9 protein-coding genes are annotated in these 13213 nt (G+C 33.5%); all 9 read right to left on the bottom strand.

The features are described 5' to 3' along the window. Positions 1-1005 (bottom strand): tetratricopeptide repeat protein (locus HRU49_RS03050; RefSeq protein WP_296354036.1); only part of this gene is annotated, 1005 nt, incomplete at its 3' end. A 627-nt stretch (positions 1006-1632) separates the two neighbouring features. Beyond that, a complete protein-coding gene (gene polA, locus HRU49_RS03045) occupies positions 1633-4473 on the bottom strand; it encodes a DNA polymerase I (RefSeq protein WP_296354033.1) in 2841 nt (946 codons plus the stop codon). Between the two features lie 225 nt (positions 4474-4698). Then, positions 4699-4896: a hypothetical protein gene (locus tag HRU49_RS03040; protein WP_296354031.1), complete on the bottom strand. Its 198-nt coding sequence runs from the start codon at positions 4894-4896 to the stop codon at positions 4699-4701. A 134-nt stretch (positions 4897-5030) separates the two neighbouring features. Then, positions 5031-9071: a two-component regulator propeller domain-containing protein gene (locus HRU49_RS03035; RefSeq protein WP_296354029.1), complete on the bottom strand. Its 4041-nt coding sequence runs from the start codon at positions 9069-9071 to the stop codon at positions 5031-5033. A gap of 5 nt (positions 9072-9076) precedes the next feature. Continuing rightward, entirely contained in the window at positions 9077-9265 is a 189-nt protein-coding gene (locus tag HRU49_RS03030; RefSeq protein ID WP_296354027.1) for a hypothetical protein, read from the bottom strand. A 104-nt stretch (positions 9266-9369) separates the two neighbouring features. Beyond that, positions 9370-10086: a LytTR family transcriptional regulator DNA-binding domain-containing protein gene (locus HRU49_RS03025; protein ID WP_296354025.1), complete on the bottom strand. Its 717-nt coding sequence runs from the start codon at positions 10084-10086 to the stop codon at positions 9370-9372. Positions 10087-10094: 8 nt separating this feature from the next. Beyond that, the gene (locus tag HRU49_RS03020; RefSeq protein ID WP_296354023.1) at positions 10095-11891 is read right to left on the bottom strand and encodes a tetratricopeptide repeat protein; all 1797 of its coding nucleotides are present in this window, start codon (positions 11889-11891) and stop codon (positions 10095-10097) included. A gap of 403 nt (positions 11892-12294) precedes the next feature. Continuing rightward, positions 12295-12555: a hypothetical protein gene (locus HRU49_RS03015; protein WP_296354021.1), complete on the bottom strand. Its 261-nt coding sequence runs from the start codon at positions 12553-12555 to the stop codon at positions 12295-12297. 221 nt (positions 12556-12776) lie between these two features. Continuing rightward, on the bottom strand, positions 12777-13037 hold the full coding sequence (locus HRU49_RS03010; protein ID WP_296354019.1) for a hypothetical protein: 261 nt from the start codon (positions 13035-13037) through the stop codon (positions 12777-12779). Between the last annotated feature and the right edge of the window lie 176 nt (positions 13038-13213).

Genomic DNA, 13213 nt, shown 5'->3' with positions numbered 1-13213 from the left:
CTCAGCTTTTGTGTAATCCTTCAAAGAGGAATATACTTTGCCCAAATCGTATAAGTTGTAGGCAACTCCCATTTCATTGTTAGCTTTTTCTAGTTCCTTTAATGCTGCATTGTACTTTTCTATGGCTTTATTGCTTTCATTTGTTGTTAGATAAATTTTTGCTTGATAATAGTAAATAGAAGCTAATAAGCTTGTTAGACCTAATTGCTCAAAATAGGTAGTGGATAAATCAAAATGAGACAAGGCTTCTTCATAATTTTTAACATGGTAAGCCGCTACGCCAAGCTTCTCATACGACTGTGCTAAGGATTTAGTATCCTGAATTTTTTCACTTAAAGCCAATGCTTCGTCTATGTAGAATTTGGCCTTCTCAGGATCCCGTCTTGTTTGATGCAGATCACTAATACGCAAATAAGTTAGTATTCTCGAGACCGTATCTTTCTGGTTAAAGCGTAAACTTTTCTGTTCAAATTCTAACGATTCAAGGTGATTACCTGCCACATATTCTTTATTAGCTAAAACGCCGTAAATCAACGCTAAATTCAGGGAGTCTACAGGTTCTTTAATCGCTATTTTTAAAGCTATTTGAGCTAGAGAATCTGATTTGACACGTTCGTTTTTATTTGAATAACCACGTGCCAAACCGACTAAGGCTGTAAGGCGATCATGATCGTTACCATGATTTTTAGCAATTAAATACCCTTGTTGGTAATTGTAAATAACACTATCGTATTTAACAGTAAACATAAAATAGTCTGCTTTTGCAAAATGTAAAGTCATTGTACTCTTTATATCTTGAGTAACATTTAATAGACTATCCGCTTTACGCAAATATTTAGCTGCCTCATTGGGTTTTTGACGTAATAAAGTTTTATAGACTTTTAAAAGTTTAGTGAATTCCTCAGTATCTGAAGTAAATAAGGAATTATCTTTAACGGAGTACTGCGCAAATACATTCAAAAAAAGAAACAGAATAAAATAAATACTTAAAATGACACTCTTCATTTTTGGTGTTGATTATGAGAGTCTTAAGTTACGTAATGAATTTCAAAAATTATAGTTAATCTTAAACTCATTATTAAAATTAAGTAGGCTCTCAAAACATGAATTTTTATAATTTGGTTTAATTTAAAGGGTTATTGACTAAAATATCACGGCCGAAAAGCCTTTTCTTATTTCTAACTCAACTGTATTAAAGAAATCCATTTTGTGATAGACGTCATGTAGAAACGCAAGCGCTTTCATTGTTGCATTATTATTGAAGGAGGGTTGTTGTTGGTCTCTATGTTACTTTGTTGCGGTTGAAGAGTCACAATCTGTTATTTTATAAGCTGTTCTATTACTGTGGATTTATAGGCTATATAAAATTTAGTAACTTCAACAGGGCAAAGGATATTAAGACAAAATTATGCCCATAAGTATATATAGGACAGCGTAAAAGTAATATGTAAAACCACCGTATTTGAAGGTTTTATGATCAAGCAAGAAGGGATTCCAAGCAATAAGATAATTGCGGATAGAATAGATACGATGATAGCTCTTATTGTTTAGACAGCATTTTGTTAACCCATCAAACATAGGCCTAAAATAAAAATGATGGAATAGATGCTTTTATTATGTTCTTTAGTGATTTTAATGCGCTTCCAACCAATTCTCACCAATATCTAAATCTACATCTAAAGGTACAGAAAGCTTGTAAGCATTTTCCATCTCAGTTATTATGAGTGTTTTCATTGTTTCTAGCTCAGGCTTATAAACGTCAAACACTAGTTCATCATGAACTTGAAGTAACATTTTACTCTTAAAATTTCCTGTTTGTAATTTGCGGTGTATTCCAATCATCGCAATCTTTATAATATCCGCAGCGCTTCCTTGAATTGGAGCGTTAACCGCATTTCGTTCTGCAGCACCTCTAACTACCGCATTACGAGAATTAATGTCTTTTAAATATCGACGACGACCTAAAACTGTTTGCACATAGCCATTATCCCTAGCAAAATCCACTTGGTCTTGAATATAATCTCTAAGTTTTGGATAGGTTGCATAATAAGTATCGATTAATTCCTTAGACTCACTTCTGGTTAGATTGGTTTGATTGCTTAACCCAAAGGCTGAAACCCCATAAATAATTCCAAAATTTACGGTTTTGGCATTGCTACGTTGTTCTCTGGTAACTGCATTTAAAGGTACATTAAACACTTTTGAAGCTGTAGAGGTATGAATATCTTCGCCATTTTTAAAGGCTTCAATCATCGTTTCCTCTTTACTTAAAGCAGCGATAATTCGAAGTTCTATCTGTGAGTAATCGGCTGCTAGTAAAATGTAATCTTCACTTCTAGGAACAAAGGCCTTTCTAACTTGGCGACCGCGTTCGGTGCGTATTGGTATATTCTGTAAATTAGGATTATTACTACTCAGTCGTCCAGTTGCAGCAACGGTTTGCATATAGTCGGTATGCACACGATGTGTTTGTGCATTCACCTGTTCTGGTAAAGCATCAACATAGGTGCTTTTTAGTTTACTTAGGCCTCTAAAGTCTAAGATGTTTCTAATGATTTCATGATCTTTTGCTAAATAGCTTAAAACATCTTCTGCAGTAGAATACTGACCGGTTTTGGTCTTTTTCGGCTTATCTACCAGTTTCATCTTTTCAAAGAGTATAACCCCTAATTGCTTGGGTGATGCTATATTGAATTCTTCACCAGCAGCTTCATAAATACTTTTTTCTAGATTGACAATATCCCTATTGAGTTGTTCAGAGAGAGCGTCTAAGAAGTCTTTGTCTAAATTAATACCTTCTAATTCCATGTCGGCTAGAACACGAAGTAGCGGAATCTCAATTTCGTCAAAGAGTTTTTGAGTGTTGGCTTCATTGAGTTCGTTTTCAAAATGTTCTTTAAGTTGAAGGGTTATGTCAGCATCTTCTACTGCGTATTCTGTTTGTTTTTCTAGAGGGACATCTCGCATTGATAATTGATTCTTCCCCTTTTTACCTATAAGCTCTGTAATTGAGATTGGAGTGTAATTAAGATAAGTCTCTGCTAAGACATCCATGTTGTGACGCATATCTGGGTTAATTAAATAATGCGCTATCATCGTGTCAAATAATTTACCCTTTACCTCAATATTGTATTTGGCTAAAACCTTAATATCGTACTTTAAATTTTGCCCAATTTTTTCAACCGTTTCATTTTCAAAGAAGGGGCGTAACTCCTCAATCAGTAATTGTGCTTCATTTCTATCTTCAGGAAAAGGTAAATAAAATCCCTTACCAGCTTCCCATGAGAAAGCAATACCAACCAATTGAGCCTCTAAAGGATCTAAACTTGTGGTTTCAGTGTCAAAACAAACTGAAGCTTGATTCATTAGGTTTTTAACGAAGAGCTTGGTTGCCATGCCTGAAGCAATGCTTTGATAAAAGTGTGATGTGTTTTTAACAGTTTTACGTTGGTAATGGGTGGAAACTTCTTCGGTAGTGCCATTGCCACCAAAAAGTGAAAACTGTCCAGCACCAGCAGTTTGATTCTGTGTTGGACTTGGCTCAGTTGTTAGATCCTTTTGAGTAGCGGATTTTGAAGGAATAGTAGCATCAGGTGAAAAAGTTTTTATAAAATTATCAGTAAGTCGTCTAAACTCTAAATCTTGAAATATTTCCTTTACTTTTTCAATATCTGGGTGATCAAGCTCAAAGTCTTTAGCATCAAATTCAACGGGTACATCGAGCATAATGGTTGCTAATTTTTTAGAAAGTAAACCTAATTCACCATTGGCTTCAACCTTTTCCTTCATCTTTCCTTTTAATTGATCCGTATTGGCTAAAAGCCCTTCCATACTTCCAAACTGATTGATGAATTTTTTTGCGGTTTTTTCACCGACACCAGGAAGTCCCGGGATATTATCGCTTGCATCTCCCATCATTCCTAAAAAATCGATCACTTGATCTGGAGTCTCCACCTCAAATTTCTTTTGTACTTCAGGAATTCCCCAAGTTTCGTAACCACCGCCAAAAACAGGGCGATACATGAAAATATTATCCGTAACTAATTGTGCAAAATCCTTATCTGGGGTTACCATAAAGACGTTGTATCCTTCCTTTTCTGCTTGACGTGATAGCGTCCCTATAACATCATCTGCTTCATAACCCTCTTTAACCATAATTGGAATATGCATGGCCTTAAGAATATTATGAATATGAGGTATGGCGGTTCTTATACCTTCAGGTGTTTCATCGCGATTGGCTTTATAAGCTTCAAACATTTGAACACGGTCTGTACTTCCACCCTTATCAAAACACACCGCCAAGTGATCTGGGCGTTCTCTTTTTATAACATCGAGAAGAGAATTCATAAAACCCATTATGGCTGAGGTATCTTCGCCTTTAGAGTTTATTCTTGGGTTTTTAATAAACGCATAATATCCTCTAAAAATCAAGGCATAGGCATCAACTAAAAAGAGGCGTTTTTTATCGGACATATTTGAGTATTTTGAAGTCTATAAAACTACAAAACTTAAATTTCGAAATGAAAAATTGTGTAGTGAAAAATTGAATAAAAAGAAAGCCGTTCTCTAATCCGGCTTTCTTTGCTCAAAATATATAATTGAAGACAATCAATTATGCCATGTGTAAATTAAAGGCCAATTAGCCTTTGATAAATTTTTAATTGAAAGAGGTGTTTTTGTAATCAAGTTTTAGGGTAGCTACAATGTAATATTTACATCAAAAGCATTTCTTACATCTTTCAATACGGTATGGAAATAGTATATAACACCTAGAATAAGTTCAGATCCCCCCAGTATTAACGGATTTAAATTTCCTAATAATTGCGTTGAAAAATGTCCTGCTAAAAAGCTGGAGTTGATAATTAGAAGCGATACGAGAAGGGATGACGTTTTCATGTGATTATAATTTTGAAATTAGTAGCTACTCAAAATTATCTTTTAACTTTAAAAACGACCTAGATTATTTTTTCAAAAACATGGAGTATTCTGTCAAACAAAAGGAATTAACTACGATTATCAGATTAAATACTTTAAAAGTGGTTATAAATAAATTGTTTGCGAAATTCACTGGGGCTTTCATTAAATTCTTCTTTAAAGGTCTTGCTAAACCAATTTGGGTCATTAAATCCAACGGCATATGCGACTTCTGCGACGGATAAATCAGTGCGCTTTAATAGAGTTTTACCTTTTTCTAAACGCACTTTTCTCATGAAAATAGCAGTACTGGTATTCGAAAGTGCCTTGAGCTTTCTATAGAGTTGCGAATCGCTCATAGCTAAACATTCAGCCAATTCTGTGGGTCCAAAATTTACATTTTCTAAGTGCTCATGAATAGTATTAACAACGGTATTTAAAAAAACAAGTTTTTTATCACTTGTTTTAGGTTGTTCTTCTTTTTGTTCTACAATTGTTTTAACGGTATATCGTTCCTGCAGCTTTTTTTGTTTAGCAATAAGCATTTGCATACGTAATTGTAGTTCCTTCTTATGGAATGGCTTGGTTAGGTAGACATCAGCACCACTTAAAATACCATCTAAACGGTCTTCTTGCATCCCTTTGGCGGTGAGCATAATAATTGGGATGTGATTGGTATTGGAATTATCTTGTAGGTTTTGGGTTAATTCAAAACCGTCCATAATCGGCATCATCACATCTGTGATAATTATGTCTGGAATTTGCTGATTAGCTATTTCTAATCCTTCTTGGCCGTCCTTGGCAAAGTTAATGTTGTAATCTGATTTAATACAAGATGCAATGTAGTGAGCCATATCATTATTGTCTTCTACAATAAGTACTGAATTAGCGTCTTTATCGGTGCTTAGATTTTCTAATTGAGGGACGATAGTCCCAATGTTAAATTGGCTTTTGTCAAAATTAATGGTCGTTTTGGTTGCCGTATTTGTAATGGGTAATAAGATCGTAAAGCGCGTTCCTCCATTGATTTTAGAGTCAACTTCAATATAACCATTCAAACATTCAACTAACTCTTTAGTGAGGGCTAGACCAACTCCTGTACCTTGTGAGATTTTATGACCTGTATGTTCTACTTGGTAAAAACGATCAAAAATAAAGGGTAAGGCTTTAGCCGAAATCCCATATCCCTGGTCCTTAATTGTAATTTGAAGCATTGAAGTATTTAGCGTTGTAAGTTCAATATGTACAGTAGAATCTTGCTTGGAAAATTTTATAGCGTTTGAAATGAGGTTGGTTAAAATTTGACGGATCTTTTCAGAATCATAATCCATAACAATTTTGATTGGTTCGGCGTTAAATTTTAAATCAATTCCTTTATCGGTTGCAATACTTTTAAAGCTAGTCAAGAGGTGCTTTGTAAATGCCGAAATATCATTTTGAATTAGATTAAGATTGAGCTGACCTTTTTCAAGTTTTGCTAAATCTAACATTTGATTAACAAGATCTAATAGATTATGACTATTGTGTTCAATCGTTTCCAACGAAAAGTTGATGTCTTCCTTTTCAGAGAACTGCTCTTTTAAATTATCTAAAAACCCTAAAATAATTGTAAGTGGAGTTCTAAATTCATGGGTGATATTGGTGATAAAACGAGACTTTAAATCGTCAAGATCTTGAAGTCGTTTCGATTCTTGTCCTGCAATTTGGTGTTGTAAATTAATACGATAAAACGCATAAACTAGACCTAGAAATGATAATAGGTAAAATAGATATGCTAAATCACTTTTATACCAAGATGGTACTACAGTTATTTTTAATTGAAGTGGCTCTTGGTTCCAAATAACATCTCTAGATTTTCCTCTTACTTGTAGTATATGCTTCCCTTTTGGAAGATCTAATAATTGGATTTCTTGAGTTGAATTGGTTGGATTCCAATCAGTACCGTTTAGTTTATAGTCAAAAGAGGTGCTTTTTCTAGGTCTTAAATCAGTATCTGAAAATTTTAAAACACATGGAAAATCTAAGTGACTTAAGGTTATTGATTGGGTTTTACTAATAGCATGTTTTAAATTTTTAGATGCAATAATTGGATTTATTGCTTTGCCATTTATGGCCAACTCAGTAAACATTAAGTTGCCTTCTGCGTCTAAAGAGCTGATATTAGAAGGATTGAAGGCGTTAAAACCATTAATCCCACCAAAATAAAGGGTATTAGATTCTTTATCATTAAACGAAGCCCCAAGATTGAATTCCGTACTCTGCACACCATCATTGAGTGAGAATTTTGTAAATAGTTCTTTTTGTTTATCAAATCTGAACAGACCATCATTAGTAGAAACCCATAATTTTTGGTCTTGGTCTTCGAGAATAGCATAAACGTAGGTGTTAGATAAGCCATTTTGTTCATTGTAATGCTTAAAATTATTAGTGGTTTTATCATATTTGTGGAGTCCATTTTGTGTGGCAATCCATAGAGTACCGTTCTTATCTATGTAACTCTGTAAAGTGGTATTACTCTGAAGTGCTTTAGTGTCTTTTGAATCTGCTACAAATCTTTCAAAATTAGGATTTAGGTAATTCTCATTTTCAAATTGAAGTTTATTTAGACCATTCTCTGAAGTAATCCAATAGGTATCACTGTCGTCTTGTGTGATATGAAACACCATGTTAGAACTGAGAGAATTTTTAGAGGGACCATTGCGGTAGCGTTCAAAAGTATAGATTTTTTCCTCTAAATGCCCTGTAAAACGATTTAAACCACCACCATATGTTGTGATCCAAATAGAATTTTGGTGATCAACAAAAATGGAACGTGTTTTATTTTCGCTTAAAGAGGATTCGTTACCTGGTTCATTATAAATGGAACTGATGATAGGTTTTTCTGGATTAAAATTATTAAGAGATATGACTGAAACACCCTTAGTAGTGGCCAACCACAAATTATTCTGTTGATCTAGCGCCATGCCTCTAATTACGTTAAATGCTAATTGTTGATTAGTATTCTCTTTGGTAATTAGTGTTACTTTTCCATTTGTATCAATACAATTAAGACCATCCCTAGTGCCAACAAATAAATAACTTGGAGTCCTGAAGATTGAAAATACGTAGTTGTTATTTAAACGCGGTGCTGAAGAGGTATTTATTGTTTTAAATACTGGTGGTTGTATTGATGCTACATCAAGATTATTGGTGCCAATCCATATTAGAGCATCGTCTACTAAAATATCATATACACGATTAGAAGTGATGGTATTTCTGTTAGCTTTATCTCCAATATAGTGAGTTACATTTTTGAAAGGAGTTGCTACAGAAAATTCATTCAATACGAAAAAGCCATTGTCTGTTCCTACATAAAGCTTGTCTTCAACAACGGTAATCGCTTCTACAACAATATTTTCTATAGACTGGTTGGAGATTGTGCCTAAATCAATAGTGCTTAATTCATTATTTGAATTGAGTGTGTATAGGCCGCGAGAAGATCCTATTAGAAGATGATTTTCTATAAATAACATTTCGTCTATGATGCCAATTTTATCAAATGTATGTCGCTTAACCAACTCATTTTGATCTAGGTCAACTTCGATAACCGAGCCTGTGGATGTTCCTAAATATAATTTGCTATTTATAACAAGGCTACTCGACAAATTCTCCTCATAAAGTGTGTTTTTAAGCAGTGTTTCTGCCTCGTAGCGGCTTTCTCTTTTTTTGAATTGAACAGGCGATTTATCTAAAAAAGTAGCATATATATTACCTTTAAGATCTTTAGATAGACTTGAGCAGTTGCCACTTTGAATCGAAGTTCTAACAAACACATCCTTATTGGGATCATAATAACTCACCCCATGATTGGCAGTGCCTACCCAAATTGTTCCATCACTATTTTCTAAAATATCATTAATAAACTTTCCTTTAATAGCTAGTGTATCATTAGCGCTATGTCTAAACACCTTAAAACTACGACCATCAAATCTATTGAGACCGTCCTGAGTTCCAATCCAAATAAGACCACGAGAGTCTTTTTCAATACATCTAATGGTTTGCTGGGAGATGCCATCTTTTAAACCATAATGAAAGAAATTTAATGCTTGACCAAATACAGGAGCGTATGAAGTCATAAGGACATGAATTAACAATATACTATAAAATGTATTTTTCATAGTATTTATCCTATTGGTGCAATGGTTACGCTATGCTCATTCAAGGAAAATCCCTTTAAGACAATACATTGGTTTTTACTACATATATATTCTGAACATAATAGCATACCTTTTCGATCAGTAATAGTGAGTTTAAAATGACCTTCATAATCTGTAGTTAGTGTAATGGTTTTGTCTTTGTGTTTAGAGAGCATCTTCTTGTTTTCTGCGAATGTAGATACTCTAACAACAGCATGAATTAAAAATGGGTGTGTAGAATAATTTATTTAGCCAACGGCAAATTTAGAGAAGTGAAAATTTACAAGAGATTAAGGTGTTGCATCAAATTGTCTTTATATGTTCGACTAACAGGAACTTTATACCCAGAAATAAATACATACCCTTCTTGTAGTGAATCAATTTTAGTGTAGTTGACAATGTAAGATCTGTGTACTTTTAAAAAAGGCTGTTGCGGTAATTTTTCTGACACATATTTCATTGTATGACTGATGAGTAGTTTTTTTTTGGAGGTGTAGAGTTTGCAATAATTATCATAAGCTTCTAAATACAAGATTTCATCTACAGCGACTTTAACGAGTTCTCCTTTAGTTTTTATAAAAATAGAATCAACATGTGCATTTGCGGTCACACTTGAAACAGAAGCTTTATATTTTTGGTAGGCGAGTTCGATATTAGCTACCAAAGTATTTTCATTAAAAGGTTTTACAATAAATCCTGAAGGATGGGTTTGTGTTACGCGCTTTAAGGTCATTTGATCGGACAGTGAGGTTAAATAAATAAACGGAATATCAAACCTTTTATTGATATGGTTCATCATATCTACACCATCTAAATTACCATCTAACATAATATCTGCGATAATGAGATCGGGTTTAAGCTGTTCGATGTCGAAAATAGCCGCTTTAGCATTGTCATTTTCACCACAAATTACATAACCTTCTTCTTCTAGAAGCGTTTTAATGGTTTCAGCAATAAGAGGTTCGTCCTCAACAAGATATATCTGTAATGATTTCATAGGCCCGTTTATAACATGTCATACTTTCTAATTTGTAACATAGCTTCTGTTCCTCTTTCTTTATTTTCCCTAAGTAAAAAAGTAGCTTTTAGTTTTTTTGCTAAGGCATTGATGAGTTTTAAACCGAATGAAGAGTCTTTCTTATCAGCCGATAATCCATTTCCATTGTCGATTACTTTTAAAACGAGATGCTCATCTTCTTTTTTAAATTGAACACGGATTAAACCATCTTGATTTTTATCTGTAAAGGCATGCTTCAGTACATTTACGATAAGTTCATTAAGGATTAGACCGATTGGTGTAATTGTCTCAATATTTAATACCATAGATTCAATATCTAAATTGTATTTAAGTCCATTAGAATGTTCTTTGTGACTGTCAAAAATATCTTGTAACAGATCTTGAAAATACTCATGGGTTTCAATACCAACAAGCTCATCTTTACTGTATAATTTTTGGTGTATTAATACCATAGAGCGTACACGATTCTGCGCTTCCTTAATAGCCAATTGTGCTTCTTTGTCTTTTATGTTCTTAGACTGAAGGAAGAGTAAGGATGATACTATTTGAAAACTGTTTTTTACTCTGTGATGTGTTTCTCGTAGGAGTGTATTTTTTTCGTCTACGGTTTTCTCTAGTAATTCTTTTTGCTTGGCGAGTTGCTTATTCTTTTGCTTATTCTTTTGATAAGAGTACCCAATCAATCCTGTAAATAATAAACCAGATATAGCCAGAATTAAAAATAGACGTTGTTGTTGTTTTGCTTTTTCTGCTTCAAGGGTTACGACTTTAAGTTGCGCTTCTTTTTTTTCGGTTTCAAATTTGGTCAGCGCTTGGGCCATATTTGCGTCTTGTTGTCGAGAGAGTACAGAGTCTTTAAGATCTTGGGCTGTTATAGCCATATTATAGGCCTCTTTGTAGTTTTTTGTGGCAGAATAATAATCACCCAAGGCATTATAAGACTCCATTAATTGTTCATCATGTTTAATTTCTTTAGCGATGGTTACACCTTCGGTTAAATAGGGTAATGCTTTTTGATAGTCTTTATTTTTGGTAGCACTAATACCAATGCCAGTTTTAGAAACGGCATGTAATAATGGGATTTGCTTTACTGTAACCAGTTCAACAGCCTTTTGGTAATGCTTAGTGGCCTCATTAAAGTGTTCAGAAAAAAGCATGGCATTACCATAGTTCATGTACGTTATGCCTAGTTTTATAGAGTCTTTAACTTCTTTGTAATATGGAATGGCCTTTTTAATTGCTGCTTCTGCCTTGTCATAAAGCTTGTGTTGTGAATACAACATCGCCAAATTATTATTGGTGTTTGCAATCCATGGGCGGTCGTTAATTGCTTCAGAGACTGACAATGATTTTAAGTAATATTCCTCTGTTTTTTCTAGGTCATTTCTTATTAAAGTACAAGCAGCTAAATTATTGTAAATACTTGCGAGTTCAGCACTTGGTGGTAATTGCTCTAGAATTCTTGTAGCTTTTAGATAATAGGTTATCGCTCTATCGTATTCTTCAACAACATAATGTGCCATCCCTTTAAAATTTAGAGCGGTAGCATTAATTTCGGGGTTGTCTATTTTTTTGGCAATAGAATCATAAACCTTGGCATAAAATGCGATTTGCTTTGGATTTGAGTACAACTTACTGTTGATAATTGGAGCCAGAATATTTAATTTTTCTTCATCTGACGGAATAGTATCTAAAATCTTAAGATCTGGAATAGATTGTGAAAAGCCATTGGTTATTTGCAGTACAAATAATAATTGCGGGATTAACAAATAGCGAATAGACATATTGCTTAAAGGTATTTAATACAGCTTAAAACTAGCCAATTATATTATAATTTATGCAATAAATGGGTGAGAGGTAATTTTTTACATGTGCATTAAAATATTAATTGAGTAAAAGAAAGAAGTCGCTTCCTTTTGTAGTTTTACGTTTAAGCTATGCCCATGAGGTTTAACCTTGCCGGACTTGTTAGTGCATATAGTAATTCTGTTATCTGTCGTTCCAAGTCCCATCTAGAGCTTAGAGTTGTGTTTTTAGTGAGTTTTGATTTTAAGGTCTATGTGTATGCCTTTTTTACCATCTCAATTTGATAGAGTTGCGCTGATTATAAGTTTTTCTGTTTTATTCAACACATTAGACAAATAGCCGAAACATTGTTTCGGCTGTTATCGGTTAATAGCATTCTATTTAACAAAGCTTAATGGTCTTTATCTTAATTTGAAGACTTTTTTTGTAAGCTTTAATACTTATAATTTCATTACTCTTCTTTTTATTTATTTTTAACAACTGTGTTTTAACTTTTGCGGTACTTACTTTTTTAGCCGCCTCTGATCTGTCTACTTTAATGATTTGACAAAGATTTAAACCATTTGCAGACCCTAAATCCTGCTGCGAATATCCTGCGAAGGAAATGGTTAACAATATTGATATGATTAAATCTTTTTTCATCACTATTAAATGTTTTTTATACTTTAAAGAAACAATGGGATTTAAGTAGTTGCTCGGATATTTCGACAAACTTTGGTAGAAACTTCGATGAATGGTATTTATTAGGCGTTAGACAGATATGGCTTATTTTTTAAGACCATTCATTGACACTTACTTGAAAATCCGCAACAAAAAAAGCCGAAACTTATGTCTCGGCTTTTCAATGGTTAATAGCATATTAATTAGCAAAGCTTAACGGTCTTAACCTTAATTTGAAGACTTTTTCTATAAGCTTTGATACTTATAATTTCGTTACTCTTTTTACGGTTTATTTTTAAAACTTTTGCTTTTAGTTTAGCAGAAATAATTGATTTTTTTGTTTCAGGCTTTTCAGCTTTAACAGTTGCAATAAGGTCAGCATGAGTATTACTTGGTAACGCTTTTTGAGCGAATCCTGCAAGAGATACAGTTAAAAATGCTATAACGATTAAACCTTTTTTCATTACTGTTAAATTATTTTTTGTTTTAACTTCGATTCAAAGAAACAACCAATTGCATACAGGAGATGAAATTTTTGGATGAAACAAGACGATAATTAGATGATTGACATGTGTAAGTTGAAAATATCGATGAACTGCACAAATTCGGCTCGTAGACCAACAAAAACGCTGTTTTCATA

The organism is Winogradskyella sp. (assembly GCF_013213975.1).
Lineage (GTDB): Bacteria > Bacteroidota > Bacteroidia > Flavobacteriales > Flavobacteriaceae > Winogradskyella.
The sequence above is the reverse complement of the archived record's forward strand: the minus strand, read 5'-3'. Positions and strand labels throughout refer to the sequence as shown.

What these genes read in the sequence shown, in the direction of transcription:
- polA (WP_296354033.1), bottom strand. Translation starts at nt 4,473, where the DNA reads ATGTCCGATAAAAAACGCCTCTTTTTAGTTGATGCCTATGCCTTGATT.
- HRU49_RS03040 (WP_296354031.1), bottom strand. Translation starts at nt 4,896, where the DNA reads ATGAAAACGTCATCCCTTCTCGTATCGCTTCTAATTATCAACTCCAGC.
- HRU49_RS03035 (WP_296354029.1), bottom strand. Translation starts at nt 9,071, where the DNA reads ATGAAAAATACATTTTATAGTATATTGTTAATTCATGTCCTTATGACT.
- HRU49_RS03030 (WP_296354027.1), bottom strand. Translation starts at nt 9,265, where the DNA reads ATGCTCTCTAAACACAAAGACAAAACCATTACACTAACTACAGATTAT.
- HRU49_RS03025 (WP_296354025.1), bottom strand. Translation starts at nt 10,086, where the DNA reads ATGAAATCATTACAGATATATCTTGTTGAGGACGAACCTCTTATTGCT.
- HRU49_RS03020 (WP_296354023.1), bottom strand. Translation starts at nt 11,891, where the DNA reads ATGTCTATTCGCTATTTGTTAATCCCGCAATTATTATTTGTACTGCAA.
- HRU49_RS03015 (WP_296354021.1), bottom strand. Translation starts at nt 12,555, where the DNA reads ATGAAAAAAGATTTAATCATATCAATATTGTTAACCATTTCCTTCGCA.
- HRU49_RS03010 (WP_296354019.1), bottom strand. Translation starts at nt 13,037, where the DNA reads ATGAAAAAAGGTTTAATCGTTATAGCATTTTTAACTGTATCTCTTGCA.